The organism is Pseudomonas sp. GW821-FHT02C04 (genome assembly GCF_059421845.1).
The window spans coordinates 530,754-547,885 of sequence record NZ_JBWKVT010000003.1; the positions used below are offsets into that span (position 1 = coordinate 530,754).

21 protein-coding genes are annotated in these 17,132 nt (G+C 61.9%); all 21 read right to left on the reverse strand.

The genetic code is table 11. From position 1 onward, the window contains the following. Positions 1 to 26: 26 nt before the first annotated feature. Positions 27 to 470: a phage tail assembly chaperone gene (locus AC07VV_RS14500; RefSeq protein WP_495036593.1), complete on the reverse strand. Its 444-nt coding sequence runs from the start codon at positions 468 to 470 to the stop codon at positions 27 to 29. A gap of 2 nt (positions 471 to 472) precedes the next feature. Further along, entirely contained in the window at positions 473 to 1,393 is a 921-nt protein-coding gene (locus AC07VV_RS14505; protein WP_495036594.1) for a gp53-like domain-containing protein, read from the reverse strand. A gap of 41 nt (positions 1,394 to 1,434) precedes the next feature. After that, positions 1,435 to 1,902 carry a phage tail assembly chaperone gene (locus tag AC07VV_RS14510; RefSeq protein WP_495036595.1) on the reverse strand — a complete coding sequence of 156 codons (468 nt, stop codon included), beginning with the start codon at positions 1,900 to 1,902 and terminating at the stop codon, positions 1,435 to 1,437. Beyond that, a complete protein-coding gene (locus AC07VV_RS14515) occupies positions 1,902 to 2,825 on the reverse strand; it encodes a hypothetical protein (RefSeq protein ID WP_495036596.1) in 924 nt (307 codons plus the stop codon). Before AC07VV_RS14515 ends, AC07VV_RS14510 begins: the two co-directional genes overlap by 1 nt. 22 nt (positions 2,826 to 2,847) lie before the next feature. Then, positions 2,848 to 3,414 (reverse strand): tail fiber assembly protein, encoded by a 567-nt coding sequence (locus AC07VV_RS14520; protein ID WP_495036597.1) that lies wholly within the window; start codon positions 3,412 to 3,414, stop codon positions 2,848 to 2,850. Between the two features lie 7 nt (positions 3,415 to 3,421). Next, complete coding sequence (locus tag AC07VV_RS14525; RefSeq protein ID WP_495036598.1) at positions 3,422 to 4,519, reverse strand: phage tail protein; 1,098 nt, start codon at positions 4,517 to 4,519, stop codon at positions 3,422 to 3,424. A 140-nt stretch (positions 4,520 to 4,659) separates the two neighbouring features. Then, the gene (locus tag AC07VV_RS14530) at positions 4,660 to 5,175 is read right to left on the reverse strand and encodes a phage tail protein (protein ID WP_495036599.1); all 516 of its coding nucleotides are present in this window, start codon (positions 5,173 to 5,175) and stop codon (positions 4,660 to 4,662) included. Then, positions 5,172 to 6,329, reverse strand: coding sequence for a phage tail protein (locus AC07VV_RS14535; RefSeq protein WP_495036600.1), 1,158 nt, complete (start codon positions 6,327 to 6,329; stop codon positions 5,172 to 5,174). Before AC07VV_RS14535 ends, AC07VV_RS14530 begins: the two co-directional genes overlap by 4 nt. A gap of 11 nt (positions 6,330 to 6,340) precedes the next feature. Then, a complete protein-coding gene (locus tag AC07VV_RS14540) occupies positions 6,341 to 6,940 on the reverse strand; it encodes a YmfQ family protein (RefSeq protein WP_495036601.1) in 600 nt (199 codons plus the stop codon). After that, on the reverse strand, positions 6,928 to 7,971 hold the full coding sequence (locus AC07VV_RS14545) for a baseplate J/gp47 family protein (protein WP_493065375.1): 1,044 nt from the start codon (positions 7,969 to 7,971) through the stop codon (positions 6,928 to 6,930). Before AC07VV_RS14545 ends, AC07VV_RS14540 begins: the two co-directional genes overlap by 13 nt. After that, entirely contained in the window at positions 7,961 to 8,359 is a 399-nt protein-coding gene (locus AC07VV_RS14550; protein WP_096819584.1) for a phage GP46 family protein, read from the reverse strand. Before AC07VV_RS14550 ends, AC07VV_RS14545 begins: the two co-directional genes overlap by 11 nt. Beyond that, positions 8,359 to 8,868 (reverse strand): phage baseplate assembly protein V, encoded by a 510-nt coding sequence (locus AC07VV_RS14555; RefSeq protein ID WP_495036602.1) that lies wholly within the window; start codon positions 8,866 to 8,868, stop codon positions 8,359 to 8,361. The genes AC07VV_RS14550 and AC07VV_RS14555 overlap by 1 nt, the downstream gene beginning before the upstream one ends. Before the next feature lie 28 nt (positions 8,869 to 8,896). Beyond that, on the reverse strand, positions 8,897 to 9,940 hold the full coding sequence (locus AC07VV_RS14560; protein WP_495036603.1) for a phage baseplate assembly protein: 1,044 nt from the start codon (positions 9,938 to 9,940) through the stop codon (positions 8,897 to 8,899). A gap of 3 nt (positions 9,941 to 9,943) precedes the next feature. After that, positions 9,944 to 11,179, reverse strand: coding sequence for a DNA circularization protein (locus tag AC07VV_RS14565; RefSeq protein WP_495036604.1), 1,236 nt, complete (start codon positions 11,177 to 11,179; stop codon positions 9,944 to 9,946). Beyond that, a complete protein-coding gene (locus AC07VV_RS14570; RefSeq protein WP_495036605.1) occupies positions 11,166 to 12,938 on the reverse strand; it encodes a phage tail tape measure protein in 1,773 nt (590 codons plus the stop codon). The genes AC07VV_RS14565 and AC07VV_RS14570 overlap by 14 nt, the downstream gene beginning before the upstream one ends. Positions 12,939 to 13,068: 130 nt before the next feature. Beyond that, positions 13,069 to 13,365, reverse strand: coding sequence for a phage tail assembly protein (locus tag AC07VV_RS14575; RefSeq protein ID WP_003222226.1), 297 nt, complete (start codon positions 13,363 to 13,365; stop codon positions 13,069 to 13,071). After that, positions 13,362 to 13,709, reverse strand: coding sequence for a phage tail tube protein (locus AC07VV_RS14580; RefSeq protein WP_007908779.1), 348 nt, complete (start codon positions 13,707 to 13,709; stop codon positions 13,362 to 13,364). Before AC07VV_RS14580 ends, AC07VV_RS14575 begins: the two co-directional genes overlap by 4 nt. Positions 13,710 to 13,776: 67 nt before the next feature. Then, positions 13,777 to 15,273, reverse strand: a complete 1,497-nt coding sequence (locus AC07VV_RS14585) for a phage tail sheath subtilisin-like domain-containing protein (RefSeq protein WP_495036606.1) — start codon at positions 15,271 to 15,273, stop codon at positions 13,777 to 13,779. Then, on the reverse strand, positions 15,273 to 15,452 hold the full coding sequence (locus AC07VV_RS14590; protein ID WP_007954893.1) for a DUF2635 domain-containing protein: 180 nt from the start codon (positions 15,450 to 15,452) through the stop codon (positions 15,273 to 15,275). Before AC07VV_RS14590 ends, AC07VV_RS14585 begins: the two co-directional genes overlap by 1 nt. Beyond that, on the reverse strand, positions 15,449 to 16,033 hold the full coding sequence (locus AC07VV_RS14595) for a phage tail terminator protein (RefSeq protein WP_495036607.1): 585 nt from the start codon (positions 16,031 to 16,033) through the stop codon (positions 15,449 to 15,451). Before AC07VV_RS14595 ends, AC07VV_RS14590 begins: the two co-directional genes overlap by 4 nt. 61 nt (positions 16,034 to 16,094) lie before the next feature. After that, entirely contained in the window at positions 16,095 to 17,123 is a 1,029-nt protein-coding gene (locus AC07VV_RS14600; RefSeq protein WP_495036608.1) for a phage late control D family protein, read from the reverse strand. Between the last annotated feature and the right edge of the window lie 9 nt (positions 17,124 to 17,132).

The window sequence follows — 17,132 nt, forward strand, 5'->3', positions numbered from 1 at the left end:
TTTACACCTGACACGGAGATACTCGCTCAGTTGTTTGTCCGCACCAGACCTTCCAGCCAATCCGGCTCAACCGGCCGCGAACGAGCATCGGGAAAATCCGGATCGTTGGGCCAGTCGCGCAATGCCTGCCGATAGGCCAGCAGTTGCTTGAACTCTTCGGAGCGCAGTGTGGTGCCCTCACCGACTTCCAGCTCTTCAGCGTCACGCCATACCAGCCATTGGGTATCGCGAAGAACAGCATTGCGCCATGCGCGTTCATGAGTGACCGCAGCCTCAGGGGAGACGACCGGATCGGTCAGTACGGGTTGCCCACTGGCACTGGCGCTGATGACCTTGCCCGATGCCTGTCCTGCAAACAGTTCGGCGTATTGGGCACGGGTGATTTCCACGGCCCCGTCGGGCAGCTCGGGACCGGGGCTGTCGACCAGATCGAATCCGCGTGTCTGCGCATAAAAGTAAATAGTCGTCATGCTTATCGCCCCCAAACCAAAATGCGGCCTGAAATACCCAGGTCGGCCTTCACGTTTGAACCCCAGACATTCCGGACCCGTGCGACCACTGTCGATGTCGTGGAGTTCGCACCGTCGAACGCCCAGACAGTCACGTTGGAAGCGCCCCAACCTGCCGGGTAACCTTCATTGGCGATGCCGCCCAGGATCGCGTTGGGAAACGTGATCGGCAGCGACACCGTCATGTTGCCGTTCGCATCGGAGCCGCCGGTCACCCACTGCACGATCAAACCGCTGGGAAACTTCTGATACCCCGCCGTGGCGAACTGCGATGCGTAGGCCGCCGAGTACTTCAGCGCAGCGGTGCCATAAACGACCCAGACACCCGACTCCCGGACAAAGGTTGCGCTCTCGCCGCTGTTCATCACGATTGAACCCAGGTAAGCCCCTTGTGGACTGATCTGCGTACCGGTCTTGCTCGCGACTGTGACGGTGGCAACGTTTCGGCAATGCAGGCTGATCGTGGCGCCGCTCGGTACCGAGGCGGTATCCGGAAGCGTGACGGTATAAGCCGTTGCACCGCCCAGGCCGATCGAGCAACCGACATCGGTGAGCGTCAACTGTGTCGCCGCGGAAATCCCGCGTGCGCTCGCATAATTGCCCAACGCTCGTTGCACAAACTCCGAAGTGGCTGCCGAGCGGCCGCTATCAAACTGTGGAGCCGTGTTGAACAACGTCGCGCTGCGCAACGCACCCAGCAACTGATTGTTCGACGTCTCGCTCGGCGTCATGCCCGCCGCTTGAACAACGCCGAGAATTTCCTGCGTGACGCCATTGCCCCACGCCGCCGGAATCAGCGAACCGGGCTTTCCGGCAACCAGATCCTCATCGGCAAACTGTCCATTGACCAGCCCGACGCTGGGTACACTCTTGGGATAGTCCAAGGCTTATCTCCTTATCTGAAAACATGGGTTGCGTGATGGCTTCAGCCAATCGAGCCGGCCAGCCACTGCGGCGCGGAGGGCCGCGAAACGGAGGACGGGAATGCGCCGCAATCGGGCCAGTCACGCAAGGCCTGGCGGTACTCGAGCAACTCCAGGTATTGCTGGGCCTTGAGCGTTGTCCCGCGTCCCAATTCCTGCTCATCGCGGTGGCGGGTGACCCGCCATTCGGTGGCTGCGAGAGCCGACTGACGCCAGGTACGCTCCGCCGCCAGAGGCTGGTTTTCCTCAACTACGGGGGCCTTGGCGACAACAGGGTTTGGCGGTTCGTACGCAGGCTCGATGGCGGGAGCTATCTCATCCATCGACGCGCCGATTTCGACGTTGACGCCTTCGGGCACCGGTACCATCGCCGCGACGAACGCAGGCGCGAACAGTTGCTCGATCGCGTAGTCACCGGTGTCGATCACTTCGACTGCAACACCGTTTTCAATACGTGCATAACGGGCCATTACTCGTACTCCCAGATTTCACAGAAGGCGTTGCCGCCGGCGCCGCTTACGATGGATGCAGATGCGTGAACCGAGCAGGAGCCACTGCCGCCCGAGCCTCGAACACCGGCATTGCCAACGGTGTTCGACCCGCTGAAGGGGCCACCGCCGTCGAACGGACTCGGAGCTCCGCAACCCGACAGCAACCCCCAATTGGCGTTACTCATTCCGAAACCTCCGGTGATACCGCGAGCGCTGCAGAGATTGCCGCCAGTCAGCAACCCACCTACTCCGCCCTGAATGAATCCTGACGAAGTGCCTGTGACCACGATCCCCAGTTTCTGCCCGCCACCGCCTCCCGAAACACTCATGTAGCTACCAAAGGAGGCTCCGCCGCCCGCAAGTCCCGTGGTGTTGCTGACGGCGCCCCCGGCACCCAGCGAAACCGGTACACCGGCGAGCATTTGTGCGGTGACGTCATACAGGCTTTCCGCATACGCACCGGATCCGCCACCACCGCCGAGGATTTGGGTACCCGCCGGAACAGGTTCGCAGCCGCCCCCCGAACCACCCGCCCCGATCAACCGCACACGAATCCGCTTGGCTCTGGGGTTTGGCTTGTAAACCGTGATCCCGACCGCGTCGATCTGCCGGACCGCCAGCAACCGTCCCACCGCATCGGTGATGCCGTAGCCCGCCAGCGTGGTCGGGGTGTTCTTCAGTTTGGTGAAGTCGACCAGGGCACCAATGGCCGTTGCCAGCTGGTTGGTCTTGGTCTCGTCCGGCGTCAGCCCGGCCGCCTTGATGGCGTTGAGAATTTCTTGCGTGACACTGTTGCCCCAGGCGGCTGGGATCAACGAGCCAGGCGTGCCGGCAACGGGGTTTTCATCGATAAAACTGCCGTTGACCAGACCGACACCGGGGATGCTTTTCGGATAGTCCATTGCACTACTCCCTGTGCTGCAATCAGCTGGTTACGGTTGCGCCGGGCACGGCCGGCCAGGTGATTTGTTCCGGGAAACCGGTCTGCTTTTCGATGCGGTTCAGCTCGACGCTGTAGAGCTTCCACTCGAGCAGTTGCAGCTCTTCTTCGTGGCTGGCATCGCCGACGTCTTCGGCGTACTGCAGGGGGGCGATGCGCAGGACGGAATCGCGCAGCAAAACATCGCGTCGAGCGAGAGCGACGCGTTTGAGATCCGCCAGTTGCGCGGCCTCATCAAGTTGCCATGTGTTATCCACCCACGCGTGAAAACCACCCGGCCAAGGCAACTTGGTAAATCCCTCCGGCAACTCGCCCAGTGCGGTCCAGATTTCCCGGAACCCCGTATCAGTGCGATAAACATCGCCGCGACAATCGACCCGCTGTTGCAGGGATCCGTTGTCGTAGGCCCAGGCAAAACCCTCGGGCGCCGGGGAGAGTTCGATGCTCAGCGTTACAGCATTGCTCGGCAGTTGCAGGCCGATGCCCGGCACCAGTGGAAATTCGACAGGCCCGGTCAGCGCACCACTTTCGTCTATCAGATAATTGAACATGTGCACCTCAGATCAGTTTGATACGCGCGGGATAGGCGATGTTTCGCGGTCGGGTTTCGCCCGAAAAATTGCCGATGTTGCCGATGAGCGTGTCGGAGTCGAACGCGGGGTTGGGGTAAGTTGTCGCCACGGTTGTATTGGTCGGGGCATAGTTGACGTTGGTGCCAACGTCCCAGACGCCATCCGGAATCGCCGGGGCCGGTTTGAAAGAGGCTGCTGTGCCCGTCGGCAGATAATGGTTGTGGCTCTGCAAGGCATGCGTTTGCAGGCTGCCGGCCACGCGCCCGGAATCAATGTTCCTGCTTTCACTGAGCACCCGCAGAAACTCGCCACGAATCTCGGGGATCCGAAAGTTCGTAGCACCATCACCACTGGTCCAGCCGCCTTCCATGCCCGCTCGGGCAGCTTCGGTCGTCAACGCCCCGGATAACCGGGCAAAATCCCACAGCCAGGGCCATTCGGTACGTTTGAACAGATCACCGTTCGGAACGCCGTAGCCTCCCGGATTGAGTGTCGTGGTGGTTTCAAAGAACGGCCGTCCCAAAGCGCTGTTGTCAAAGCGACCGACCGGCCACCAGCTCCCAGCTCCGTCACTGCGCAGATGCCACCAGTCGCCGCCGCCCATCAGCACCAGGAAGGGATATCCATTGGCGGAAAGATGCGTGTGAAAACGAATCCTGTCGGTATCGGACGCCTGAACAACGAGCCGATTGCCACTGTTGTCTACACGACGCACGATCACATCTCGCACGCCTAACGCAACGTTGGCAGATGGCAAGGTCACAGTCATGGACCCTGGGCTACCGTCGATCAATACAAGCCCCAGTTCTGACTCGTTCAGCACTTTGGAAGCCGCCAGCCGCGTCACCACCGAGCGCATCGGACTGGCGTTACCGACAATCGACTGAATGGCCTTGAGCAACTGCCCGGTATCAGCCTCGGCGGCCGTCAACCCGGCGCCGGTAATCACGTTGAGAATCTCTTGTGTAACGCTATTGCCCCACACCGCCGGTATCAACGACCCGGGTGTTCCCGCCACCGGGTTTTCATCGACGAAGCGGCCGTCGACCAGGCCGACGCTGGGGACGCTCTTTGGATAATCCATTGGATGTTCGTTCCTCTTGAATGACAAATGAAACGTGGCTGCACGCGGGCTTTTGACTTGCTCAACGGCGGGCGCAAACGCTTCTGTTCCTGAAAATAAAAAGCCCACAACGAAGTGGGCTTGGGTGAAACGAATTGCGATTACGGGGCCGGGTTGGCCGTCAGCTGACGAATGGCCTGCAGCGCCTCATCGGCGGCAGCGCGAGCCTGATCCATCTGGCCCTTGCTCGCGTACGCGCGGATCTGGGTCTTGGCTTTCAGGCGCAAGGTGCGCAAGGTCAGCAGGTTCTCGCTGAGCTGGGCAGCCTTGTCGAGGATCTGCTCGGCCGACTGTTTTGCCGACCGACCCTTGGCTACCCAGGCAGCAACGGACAACGGCACTTCCTTTTTCGGGTAACCGGCATCCTGATAGGCCTGAGCGTCGACCGCCGCCTGAGCGTACTCGAGGGCTTTGAGCGGATCACCGGCCAGTGCGGTGCGGGTGCTGTCAGCGACTGCATCGACCCTGGTGCACAGGTTTTCGGTTTCCTGCTGTTCCAGCAGCGCGACTTTCTCGGGATTGACGACCCACTGCTCACCGTCCCAGTCATGGGCGGCGGACGGCTGCGCGGGACGCAACTCGCCATCGATCTGATGAAGTTCCTGAATGACGATCATCGAATGAGCTCCCACGACAGCTGAACGTTCACAGCGTCGCCAAAGTTGATCGGAATACCGACGCTGTAGTCGGTTTGCGGATGGCTCTTGATGCCCATGCTCAGCAATAGTTCATCGCTGTCGGCAGTGGTCAGCCCTAGCGTGTGTTCTGCCTGAAAGCACTGCCAGAGCGAACGCAATTGATTGTGATCAAAACTGGCGGCCAGCGTTGAAACCGTCACGTCATTGAGCACGTTGTTGGTGAAAAGCGTACAGGGATAGACCGCAGCCGGATTCCAACCTCCCGCATGACTGATAACGCTCGTTGAAAGCGGTGCCATGAGGCTGTAGTTGCCGCCCGCCCATCCGGTACTCGGAAACGCGAGAGAGGTCAATGCCGTCGGCGAAGGCGTCGGGTTGCCCACCACCAGCCGCGCAGCGCGTGCATGGGGGTCGAGCGGCAGGAACACCGCACCGGTGCCATTGACTGTCTGAGTCCAGGTCAAACGCGCCCGGTTGTAGATCGCGCGCACCGTTGGTACGGAACCCGGTGCACCGGTGACCACCCAGGCCAGGCACATGTCCAGCACCGAGGACTGGAAACCACCGCCAGCAGCACCATTGAGCGTGCCCTTCTGAGACTCGGGCGTCGCGTCGTAAATCGTCCCGCGCTGCATGTAGAACGTCAGCGCGCCACCCACCACCTGAGCCCGCAGAAAGTACCCCGAACTCGGCAACAGGTCAGCGCTGCTCCAGGCCTGTGTTGTGAACGTACGCGAACGCCCCAACTGCCCCGCCACCACTTCCTGGCCAATGCTGACGTAAACACCCGCCGGCACCGACACCCGCCCGCCACTGGTCGAGGCAGCAGCCGGCGTAATCGGCATCCGCGCATCCGTCGTGGCAACGGTCGGCAAAGGCAACGCAGCCAACGGCAACGCCAGATCCTGATTCCAGCCCTTGGCCGTCACCGTCTGAATAGCCTGCAGCAGTTGATCGTATTTCTTCTCGTCCGGGGTCAGCTCCCCGGCCTTGATCACGCTGAGAATTTCTTGCGTGACACTGTTACCCCAGTCCGCCGGAATCAGTGACCCCGGCGTCCCGGTCAGCGGGTTTTCATCGACAAATTTCCCATTCACCAGACCGGCGCTGGGCACACTCTTCGGATAATCCATTGCGTTATTCCCTAGTCATAATTGATGTGCACCCTGGTGTGCGCCGGTGCTGCCCGATGGATCATGCATTCGAGCGCCGAGCCCGGATTTACGCCGAAGCGTTCGCCCCAGTAACTCGCACCGAAACGCCGGCCGAGCAGCAGGCGGCCGCCGGTGTTGAGCGTCCACATGAACTGCGCTTCCCAGGTGCCCCAGTGCGCGGCACCGAAACGCGAACGGCCCATGCGCGGGGCTTCGAGTTCGGTGATGGTGGCGTTGGGGTAACCCTGGCTTTTGGCGATTTCCAGGTAGTAGCCGACGGCCTGGCTGCCGACCGCCAACAAGCGGCGGCGTACAGCGAGGCGACGGTCGTCGAACAGCGGTGTGGCGCCCAGGCACGGGTCGGGCAGGTTCATCACCTGTTCCCAGTCCGGCACCAGTTCGCTGACGCCGGCCGGGTCCATCTCGTTGAGCAGGTCGGCGGCGCGGGCGTCGAGGCGTGCCAGTTCGACGGCGACGCCTTGCAGCACTTCATCGAGTTCCGGCACCCGCTCCGGATCCCACGCAGGTCCCGAAGGCAGCAAGGCACGCAATTGCGCCTGGTATTGCGCGGCGGTTCTTATGCCCCCCATACGCAACCTCCGAAGGTGAGCAGTTCGCTGTCGCCTGCCGCGACGTTCGCCACGGGGGCCGAAAGCACGTGATCGGTTTCACCCGCCGCGCTGCTGATCGCTTCGCGGATATGGCTGATCAACAGATCCGCGCCGAGGTCGGCCTCGCGGTTGTGCAAATCGCGCAACTGGGTTTCGACAGCGGCGCGCACGGCGGTGGTATCGGGCGTCAGCTTCAGCTGATAGGTCACCGGTTTCTGTACCGGCGGGAGCACATGCACTTCGGCGGTCACCGGGCGCAGCGGCTCGATGTAGGCCTGCACTTCGGCCAGTTGATCGGCATTCGGCACCGGTTGCGGATCGTCGTCACGCATGATGTACACGCCCACGGTGCCCGGCCCGAGAAAGCCGCCACGGCACCAGGCGCGCGTCACGCCCGGCACTTCCAGCGCCCAGGTCTCGTAGTCGCTGGCCGAACCGCCGTGGGGGATGACGCGATAGGAGCGGATCACTCGCGAGCGCAGCGACTCCAGGCTTTCCCGCGCCACCCCGCCGTTGAGCCCCGGCGCCAGCACCACAAAGCTGTTGCCGACCACACCGGTGATCGGCTGCACTGGCGTCAGCGCCAGACCGGCCTCGACATTGCCAAGACTCCCGGCATCAAGCGCTGCGATGGAGGTGCTGTTGACGCCATTGACGGTGGTGCGCGCGGCGGTGACTTTGAAGGTGCGACCGTCGCTCGACTGCAGCAACGTATCGACGTCCAGCACCGCGCCCGCCGTCGCGTTGAAGCTGACGTTGCCGGTGGCGACTTGCGCCGGTTTGCGCGGCTGGTTCAGGCGCAGCGCGGCGATGCGTTCCAGGGTCGATTCATCGGCGGTGTCGGGCAGGATCTGCTCGGCAATCCAGTCGAGGTAGCCGTACAGGCCATAGGCGGCGCCGCCGAGCGTGCGGGCCAGAACTTGCGCATCGGACTGGCGCAGCGAATCGCCGGCCAGGTCGCTTTGGGTGCGCTTGATCAGCACCGGCAGCGAAGGGGTTTCAAACGGCATAGATCACCTGCCAACTGTTATCGGGGTTGATGTCCAGACGTTCGCCGTCAGCCAGGGTCAGGACCGTGCGCAGGTTCAGGCGCTGGGCGTCGAGGCGTTCGCTGATGATGTCGATGGCGCTGCAATGGCCGTCGTCGATCAGCCACTGCAAGGCTTCGCGGGCATAGAACTCGGCGTCCATCTGGGTCTGTCGGGTCAGCTTGACCCGGCGCAGCAGCCACAACCGCGAACCGATGCGGTCGTCGGCTACGGTCGGAAAGGTGTCGCCCCACCAGCCGTAACGCTCCTCGTCGTCGAGGGCATCGTCGTCGGCCGCACGGCGCCAGGAAAACAGGCTGATCAGCACTGAACGGGTCAGCGCGGCGTGAAGGTTCTGACTGAAAAGCATCACTGACCTCCCGCCGGCGCGCCGGTCTGGCCGCTGCCGCCCTGCACGCCGCCATGCACGTGCTTGATCTGGCTGATGCCGCCGGCCAGTTGATCGCCTTTGGAAACGATCTTGCCGGTCTGGTTGATCACCGGCGTCTCGAAGTTCACGGCGGTGCTGGCGCGGATGTTGAGGGTGGAGGTTTCGATGTCGATGATCCGCCCGCGCTTGAAGTGAATTTTGTCGCCTTCGTCGGTGTAGATCGCCACTTCGCCGGCCGCCAGCGATTGCAGGCGATAACGGCGATCGGCGACCACCAGGGCAATGGCGTGGGAACGATCACCGCCCAGAAACGTGACGACGCCTTCGGCACCGGCCAGCGGATGGCTGGTGAAACCGTAGGGTTCGAAGTGCTCCATGTCGTCGTTCACTTCACCGGCGGTGAGGCGCATTTGCAGCGATTGCAGCTTGGAGGCCGAACTGGCGAGCACGACAGTGCCGCGCGCCAGCAGGCGTGTCAGTAGGCTCATAGGGTTTCCTTGGAGGGCGGGGTCGGGCTCAGGTTTTTTTCGGCGGCGAAGGGTTGGCGTCGAAGGTATGCGGAGGCGCCACTTGCAGGGTGGTCACCGAGCCTTGCGCCGACAGCGAGTACGTCACCTTGGAAATCAGCATGTCTTCATCGAACCCGAGCACCGGATCCTTGACCCGCACCAGGGTGTTGTGACGCCACAGGTCACCGTTGGACTGACGCCAGCCCTGCACCTGATAAGTGGTGGTCAGCGCCCGGCCCATACGCGTAGCGCTTTCCCATTGGGCCCGTTGCTGGGCCAGTTCGAAGGTCAGTTGCGAGCCTTCGTTGATGATCGTGGTACGCCGGCGCTTGAAGCTCAGGTCGGCCGCCACCGATTCCACTTCGCTGACCGCTGCCCCGCTCTTCTTGTCGTTGCCCTTTTGCTGGCCGATCACCCGGTATTCGGAGAACACCTGGCTGAAATCCATCGGTGCGTTGGCCGAGAGAATGTTCTTGCCCAACTCCAGTGCATCGCTGGCGCGGCCGCCGCTGCCCGGTTTGGCGAGCACCAGCCGGCCTTCAGCGTCATCGGTGGAAAACACCCGGTACAGCGAGAGCAAACGGTCGATCGACTGAAACACCGTTTCACCCGGCACGATCGTGTGTTTGCTCAGGCGTGCGGTCTCGGGAATTTCGTTGACCACCATCAACGCGTACTCCATGGCCAAGGCCTGGACGATGTTCAACAACGACTGATCCTGCCATTGGCCGGGGTTGTTTCGCGCCGCACAATCCACCAGATCCTGGGTCTTGGAGCTGCCCTCGATGCTCAGGCTGATCTGCCGACCGTCATAGCTGATCGGCGCCTTGAACACATAACCGGTGAGCACCAGATCCTTACCGATCCGCACTTCGCACGGGTCGCCGGCCTTGATCCGCTGATCCACGGTCTGCCCCGGCCATTGCCAGGTGATGTCGAGTTTGAAGGTGCGGAACTGGCGCTCCAGGTCCGCGGTGATCTGCACGCTTTTCCAGCCGCCGTATTCCATGTCGCCGACGGTCAGCGTGACGCGGTTGTCAGTCTCGTTCATGGCTCACTCCCTGGAAACTTTGACTTCGTTGGGTGAGAAGCTCGGATGAGACAGGCCGTTGCGCTGAATGACCTCGGTCACCCGAGTGGCGTCGCCAAACTGTTTGTAGGCCACGACCACCGCCGGAAAGGTTTCCTGGAAGGTTTTGCTGACCAGTCGCACACCGGATGAAGCCACAGCCTTGAGGTGCGCGATCAGCGCTTCCTTCACATCGGCGATGGCCTGGTAGTGCGCGGGATCGGCCTTGTCCTGGGCCTTTTGCAACGCTTCGATCAGCTCTTTTTGCAGGGCTTGCAGATCATCGGTGACCGGCACTTCCTGACGAGTGATCGGCTGCTTCGATTGCTGATCCAGCGAGGGGGTCGAGTTCAGTTTTACCGGCGTAGAGGCCACTGGCATCGAGGCAACCCACTGCGCGACTTTGACGATCAGGGTGTCCTGCACCAGGTTGGCCATCGCTTGCGCGGCGGCGTTGGTGTCCTTGCCGGTGGTGATTTTCGGTGCATCGGCCTTGCGGATGGCTTCGAGTTGTTGGGACACGTCGGCAATCACGCCACGGTAGCCCTCCTTCGCGAATTCCTTCAGCTCCTTGATATCGCCGAGCAGCCCCTTGAATTCCGCCGCCACTTCCTTGGGCAGTTCCTTGACGGCCCTGACCAGTTCGGTGATCTGCTTGTACTGCGCGATCAGCGGTTTGAGTTGCTCCTTGATCACGTCATACACGCCGGTGAGGCTGTTGCGCAGATTGGTGATGCCGATCCGCGCCGCCTTGATCAGGGTCATCGCCTGTTCGAAACGTGCGACCGCCGAACCGAGCAAACCGTCGGCCTTGATCAGCAGGACTTTTTGCGTGCTGACCGTCGCCGTCGGAAACGGCAGCGGCCGGTCCGGGTAGAACTTCAGGCTGAAGGTCACCATCCCGCCATCCTGGCGGGTGTGAGTCATGTCGCACTCGCCGACCTTGACCTGCAAACGTCCCAGCCACGGGTGCACCAGTTCGCCGCTGCCCTGCTCCAGGGCCTGGAGCAGCTTGTCGCGCTGCTCCAGGCAATCGGCACCGATGATGAACGCCGTCAGGTCGTGGGTCTTGGCCTGCTGGCCGAGATCCTCGAAAAACGGCAGGTCGCGTTGCGGGTATTCGTGCAACTGCCCCTTGCGACCGACCGGGGTTTTCGCCTGGTCGATCCAGAAGCCGACACCGCGAAAGGATGCCGGCAACAAACGGTCACGCCAGTTCATTGGAACCTCCTGCCGATAGCGAGCGATAGCCGATGCGCGAACTGAGCGCCAGCCCCGGTTGATTGGTTTGCGGTTGATCGGTGCGCAACCCCGCCGGCGCATTTTCGAAGCGCACCGTCAGGCCACCTTCGAGCTGCGTGCGGTTGTTGGCAGCGCTTTGCTGGATCAGTGCGCCAGAGGATTGCGGCAAAGAACCGCCCTGCAACGCACTGCCACCCTCGGATTTCGAGCTGGCTCCGAAGAATGCCGGTGCCAGTTCACCCTTGCCTTCGGCATTGGTCTGGCGTTGCGCTTCGGTCAGGGTTTCGACCTTGCCGGTGACCTTGGCGATCAACCCGGCGAAGCCACCGTCGAACAGCTCCTTGATCGGTGCGATCACGGTCTGCAGCTTTTGCCACAGCTCACCGAACCATTCGGTGATCGGTCCCCAGTTCTTGATGATCTGCCCCAACGGTGTCCATTCGAACATGTTGTGCAGGAACTCCAGCACCGGTGCGGCCAGCGCCTGCACCACGCCCCACAGCGCCGAAAACACTTCGCTGATCGGCTGCCAGTACTGCGCGATCTGCTCCAGCGGCGACCATTCGAACAGGCTCTGGAAGAAACTTTTGACCTGCTGTGCCGAGGCTTGCAGCGTGGCCCAGATCGGTTCGAAGAACGTCACGATGGCGCCCCAGTTGTTGACAATCATCCCCAGCGGGGAATAGTCGAACAAGGTGCCGAAGAAGTCCTTGATGGCTTGCGCCGCCGGTTGCAGCGCGGCCCAGATCGAGGCGAAGAAACCGGTGATCGCGCCCCAGTTGTTGATGATCATGCCCAGCGGCGTCCAGTCGAACAGACCTTTGAGGAACGACATCACCGGCACACTCAAGGCCTTGAGCAATTCCCAGATCGCCGAAAACAGACCGGTCAACGGCCCCCAGTTTTCCAGGATCAGGCCTGCGGGCGACCACGAGAACACCGACTTGAAGAAGTCGATCACAGGCGCTGTCACGGCCTTGACCTTGTCCCAGATCCCCGAGAAGAAACCCGTGACCGGTTCCCACAGCGCCGCCAGTGCCTCCAGCGGCCGCCAGTCGAGCACCGAACGCAACGTCGCCATTGCACTCGCCCCGGCGTTTTTCACGCCCTCCCACAATCCGGTGAAGAACGCGGAAATCGGTGTCCAGTTGGCCACGATCAAACCGGCCGCCACGGCAATGCCCATGGCGATCAGCATGATCGGATTGGTCTTGAGCACCATGCTCATGACGTCCATCACCTGGGTCATACCGGTGACGGCGGTTTGCATGGCGGAAAATGCAATCGCCCCCGCCGCCAGCCCTTCGACCAGTTTCGGGTTGTCGGCCAGCAGGCTGCCGACCTGGGTCAGCACCGGTTCCAGTCCGACCACCAATGCACCCACCGCCGGCACCAGTGCGGCGTCCACCGCAGCGGACACCTTTTCCATGGACGCACTGAATACGTTCATGTTCTGCGCGGCGGCTTTCGGCGTGGCAGGCAGGTCGACGGTTTTTGCCGTCTCACTGACCTCGGTCAACTTGCCCTGAAACGCCGCAGCCGATTTGATGCCGTCCACAAACGGCGTAATCACGCTGCCGCCCTTGAACAGACCGCTGATGTCCAGTTTGCCGAGGCCGGTCTGTTCGAGGTTTTTCTTGAAGTCATCCACCTTCACTCGCAGGGCGCCGAGTTTGGGTGACAGTTCGTCGATGCCGGTAAGCAGCACCGACGCTTTAGCTTTGGTTTCTTCTGCCATCACTGCACCTGCTGCATCGCATTGATCCGTTGCGCGTGCTCCAGCGATTCGCGAAGCACATCCAGTGGCCTGGCCATCATCTGTTCGGGGTCAACCTTCCAGAACCAGGCCAGGTCATAGGCGACCGAAATCAGGTCGGTGATGGCTCCGACGCCGCACTCATGAAAAAACTCGCAACGGCCCAGCTCAGCGCGTTGAGGTCAGCCAGATCCAGCTGGTTGACCGACGACGGCGGAATGCCGGCGCACACGGCGATGTATTTGGCCGCCACGTCCATGTCGAGGCTGACCTCTTCGCTCTTGTCGATCTTGTACGGCAGCGCCTTGATCGCTCGCACCTCCTGCACCGTCGGACGGCGCAGGACGAGTTCGGTCAGGGGCTCGCCGTGAGCTTCGATCGCAACCTGAAGCTTCACGGCGCCGCTCATTGCCAGGTCCCCTTGATGCCTTCGAATTTCAGTTCGATGGTGGCGTCATCGCCTTTGGAGACTGGCTCTTCGACCAGGTAGGCACCGGCCAGTACGTAGACTTTGCCGTTGCTGAATTCGCAGGTGACGGTGATGTCGGTGCCTTCGATCAGCTTCTTCAGCGGGAAGTCGGCGGTGTGCAGCGCGGTCACCTTGAACGATGGCGCGATGTCGGTTTCCTTGTAGAAACCCGGCACGACGGTTTCACGTTTGACGGCCATCAGCGGGGCTTCGCAGCCGCCATTGATGGTCAGTTGTGCACCGTCGACCTTGACGTAGCAGGTGCCTGCAATCAGTTGACCCATGGTGTTACTCCCTTCAAATAAAAAGCCCACGCAAGGTGGGCTGAAATCACAGTGTCAAACGGGCCGATCAGGCGACGTCGTCGTACTGCAGACGGAACTGGTTGAGCAGTGCGAACACGCGCAGACCGTTGATGTAATCAGGCGGGAACAGCACGTTCACGCGGCTCGGGTCCTGCACGTCGCGCTCGACGATCAGGTGCTCGGCGAACAGTTCGGCGTTTTCCACGTGGCCTTCCAGTTCGAGCTTGGCGTACTGGGCGATCAGTTCGCCGCGAATGGTCGCCGGGGTGACGATCGGCTGGCCGGCGCCGAAACGGGTGCCGTCGGAGGCCAGTTTGTGGCGACCGTACTTGCTGGTGATCACGCTTTGCAGACGACGCACGATGAACGCCGACTGGTGCATGGTTTCGCTGTCCAGGTACGAGTTGTCGGCCTGGCCGTAAGCGTTCTTCTGGTAGGTGGTGATCGAGCGCTGGATGCGCACGTAACCGCCTTCGTAGTACGCGGTGGCGATGCCGTAGTTGAGCAGCGACTGACGCTCGGTCAGGGTGAAGCGCTCGCTGGCCGGTGCCGGATCGACGCCTGGCAGGCTGCCGCTCTGGGTCGGACGGCTGGCGTCGGCCGAGATGAACACCGAAGTACGCGCAGCCAGTGCCGCAGCTTGTACCCATACCGGTTGCGGAACGCCCGGCTCCAGCGCCTGAATGGTCATGTGCTGGTCGTTGCGAGCCTGACCGGCTGCCACCAGAGTGCCGACGGTACCGCGCTTGGCGCTGTAGACGTGACCGAACAGTTGCTTGGCCCACGACCAGCGACCGGTGCTGTCGTCCATCACCGCTTGCCAGGTGTTGAGGGTGGCCAGATCGGACCATGGCAGCGCGATGAATTCGAACGGCTCGTCACCCAGTGCTGCAACGGCAGCCACTTGATCCGGTACACCCACGCCGCCGGTCATGGCGGTGACGGCAGTGATCAGGCCAGCCGGGGTTTCTTCGCCGTTGCTCTTGCCCAGGCGATTGAATTGCAGGCTGATGTCGTTGCCGCTCTCGCCAGTCCATTTGGCGTTCAGGGTGACCACACCTTCAGCGGCCGCAGCGCTCACCGGCAGATCGGCGGTGGCGTTGATTTTCTGTGCCAGGGCGGTGGCCGCCTGGGCAGCAGTGGCACCGTTGACCACGGTGGCCTGTACACGGACGCCGCCGACATACAGGTTGAGCACGCCAGCCTGAGTCGCGGTGCCGGTCAGGGTTAGCACGCCTTTGGCGATAGCGCCGGTGGCGTTGTGCAGCGGCAGGCACCAGATCTCACCGATCGGGTCGGCCTTGCGGAAGGTCTCGTACATCGAGGCCAGCATCGAGCCCTGGCCGCCAATGCTCTTGGCCAGTGCCACGCTGGAAACCAGCACCAGTTTGCCGACTTCGCTCGGGGCGATGTTGTCGTTGACCTGCGCCACGATCAGGCGGCGCATGGACGAGGACGCGCTATTGGCGGCCGAGTTGTCCATTTCGGCATAGAACAGCGGTACACGAATGTCCGCAGGAATGTTGCTGAATCCGATCGCCATTATTTGGCTCCCTTTTGTTTAGCTGTTGCGGTTTTGAGGGTGATATCGCCGTCGGCCAGACGCCGGCGCCACCAGGCGCTGTCCAGCACTTCACGGCCTTCCAGTGGCAGCAGGTCGCCTGCTTCCGGGTCCGGCACGGCACGGCCAGCGGCCGGCACTACGGTGATGCGGTTGCTCATGGGGTTACGTCTCCAGAGAAAGTCATTTCCACGCGCCCGTCAGGGCCCGGGTGTTTCAGGTTGGGGTCGGCCGGGTCGATCGCATCGACCCGCACGGTGACCCCGGTAAAGGACGACAAACCGTCCAGTTCACGTTCGTGCCAACTCTCCGCAGGCTGACTTGGCAGATTGCGGCCCAGCTGGAACTCGGCAAAAAAGCGCAGCCGGTAGAAAGCGCGGCTGCTGTTGATCGAGACCGTTTCGCCGCCGTCATAAACGATGGCGCTGTAGTCGGAACCGGGCTTGAAACCCACCAGCGCCCGCCACACTTCGGCGCGCAGGTCGTGCAACAGATCCAGCGCTTTTGTGGCGTCCGTGGCATCAAGCACCAGGATGATTTCGAAGCGGTCGCGGATCGGTTGGCTGGCAGAGTTCTGTGCGGTGCTGGCGCTGGCCAGATCGGCCAGCGGTAAAACATGAGCCGACGGTGTCGGCAGATTCGGGTTGCCTTGCAGCAGCGCCAGGTCGACTCCTGTCGAGATATGGCCGGCAAGGCTTGGGCATTGCGCACGCAGCTGCGTGAGGATCGGGGAGATCTTCATGGGGAGCGTTCCAGGATGTGTGAGTGGCCACAGTGATGCGTGTGGCGGTGAGACCGGGGGATCAGTCCTTGGCTTTTGCCTCGGGATCCCGGCCGTTGGCTTCGATCAGGCAGCGATAGCTTTCTTCGGGCTTGCCGCTGGCAGTCACCTTCTCGATCGACCAGCGACCGCGCATGAAGTCGGGCCAGGTGTCATCGAGCACCAACAGACCTTCGGCCACCAGCAGCGGATCACCCGGGCAAGTAACTTTCAGCTTGTATTTCTCGCGCAGCATCTTGCGCACTTCGGCTTCGCCGATGGCTTTGGCTTCTTCCACACTGGCCTGTTTCTGACGAATGACCTTGTAGGGCGCCTTGCCGGTTTTCACCTCCACCTGCTTGCCGGCATTGGCGTCCCAACAGCAGACTTTACAACCCTGATTCTGGGTGCGGGCGGTCTCTTCCAGCGTGGCGCTGATGAAGGCGTGATCGCCCGGCCGATTGTTGTGGGTCACCGACAGCCTGACGTTCGGTATCACCTGACCCGACAGGGTTTTGAGCTGCGCCGGTTTCGCCAGTACGTAGAGGTCGTTAAACGGTTTGGCTACCGCGTCGTACTTTTTCGCCAGTCGCGTGATGAAGCTCATGTCGGTTTCGTTCGACTGGTCGACATGAGCGATCCTGATCAGCGCCAGTTCGGGATCGACCCGCGGGGAGAAACCGTGCGGCTCAACCAGTTTGCGAAACAGCCCGCCAAGCGTCGTGGGGCCATGACTGGCCGTGCGCCGTTCCTTGAATCCGGTTTCGTCCTTGCCGCTGAAAGGCGCGGCGGTCGCGACCAGCGTCAGGCGCAGCGGGAACAGCGTGGGTGTCAGTCGAGTGACCTTGAAATGGCCCTTTTCGACCAGCCCGGTCTCCAGATAGCCCACCCGCAAGCCGATGATTCCGCCCAGGGTCGGCAAGCCTTCAAGGCCTTCCAGGTCGAGCACCAGCGTCAGTTGATCGGACTCCATTCCGGCGGCATCGATGTGTTCCCAACTGATCAGGCGCTGGTTCAGCAGGTCCTTGTTAGCGCCGTAGATTTCGATCGCCGGGGTAAATCCCTGTGCCATGCAGCCTCC

Bases quoted from the DNA above. Each gene is read 5' to 3' on its own strand.
- AC07VV_RS14500 (WP_495036593.1), bottom strand. From the start codon at position 470: ATGACGACTATTTACTTTTATGCGCAGACACGCGGATTCGATCTGGTC.
- AC07VV_RS14510 (WP_495036595.1), bottom strand. From the start codon at position 1,902: ATGGCCCGTTATGCACGTATTGAAAACGGTGTTGCAGTCGAAGTGATC.
- AC07VV_RS14515 (WP_495036596.1), bottom strand. From the start codon at position 2,825: ATGGACTATCCGAAAAGCATCCCCGGTGTCGGTCTGGTCAACGGCAGT.
- AC07VV_RS14520 (WP_495036597.1), bottom strand. From the start codon at position 3,414: ATGTTCAATTATCTGATAGACGAAAGTGGTGCGCTGACCGGGCCTGTC.
- AC07VV_RS14525 (WP_495036598.1), bottom strand. From the start codon at position 4,519: ATGGATTATCCAAAGAGCGTCCCCAGCGTCGGCCTGGTCGACGGCCGC.
- AC07VV_RS14530 (WP_495036599.1), bottom strand. From the start codon at position 5,175: ATGATCGTCATTCAGGAACTTCATCAGATCGATGGCGAGTTGCGTCCC.
- AC07VV_RS14535 (WP_495036600.1), bottom strand. From the start codon at position 6,329: ATGGATTATCCGAAGAGTGTGCCCAGCGCCGGTCTGGTGAATGGGAAA.
- AC07VV_RS14540 (WP_495036601.1), bottom strand. From the start codon at position 6,940: ATGGGGGGCATAAGAACCGCCGCGCAATACCAGGCGCAATTGCGTGCC.
- AC07VV_RS14545 (WP_493065375.1), bottom strand. From the start codon at position 7,971: ATGCCGTTTGAAACCCCTTCGCTGCCGGTGCTGATCAAGCGCACCCAA.
- AC07VV_RS14550 (WP_096819584.1), bottom strand. From the start codon at position 8,359: ATGCTTTTCAGTCAGAACCTTCACGCCGCGCTGACCCGTTCAGTGCTG.
- AC07VV_RS14555 (WP_495036602.1), bottom strand. From the start codon at position 8,868: ATGAGCCTACTGACACGCCTGCTGGCGCGCGGCACTGTCGTGCTCGCC.
- AC07VV_RS14560 (WP_495036603.1), bottom strand. From the start codon at position 9,940: ATGAACGAGACTGACAACCGCGTCACGCTGACCGTCGGCGACATGGAA.
- AC07VV_RS14565 (WP_495036604.1), bottom strand. From the start codon at position 11,179: ATGAACTGGCGTGACCGTTTGTTGCCGGCATCCTTTCGCGGTGTCGGC.
- AC07VV_RS14570 (WP_495036605.1), bottom strand. From the start codon at position 12,938: ATGGCAGAAGAAACCAAAGCTAAAGCGTCGGTGCTGCTTACCGGCATC.
- AC07VV_RS14575 (WP_003222226.1), bottom strand. From the start codon at position 13,365: ATGAGCGGCGCCGTGAAGCTTCAGGTTGCGATCGAAGCTCACGGCGAG.
- AC07VV_RS14580 (WP_007908779.1), bottom strand. From the start codon at position 13,709: ATGGGTCAACTGATTGCAGGCACCTGCTACGTCAAGGTCGACGGTGCA.
- AC07VV_RS14585 (WP_495036606.1), bottom strand. From the start codon at position 15,273: ATGGCGATCGGATTCAGCAACATTCCTGCGGACATTCGTGTACCGCTG.
- AC07VV_RS14590 (WP_007954893.1), bottom strand. From the start codon at position 15,452: ATGAGCAACCGCATCACCGTAGTGCCGGCCGCTGGCCGTGCCGTGCCG.
- AC07VV_RS14595 (WP_495036607.1), bottom strand. From the start codon at position 16,033: ATGAAGATCTCCCCGATCCTCACGCAGCTGCGTGCGCAATGCCCAAGC.
- AC07VV_RS14600 (WP_495036608.1), bottom strand. From the start codon at position 17,123: ATGGCACAGGGATTTACCCCGGCGATCGAAATCTACGGCGCTAACAAG.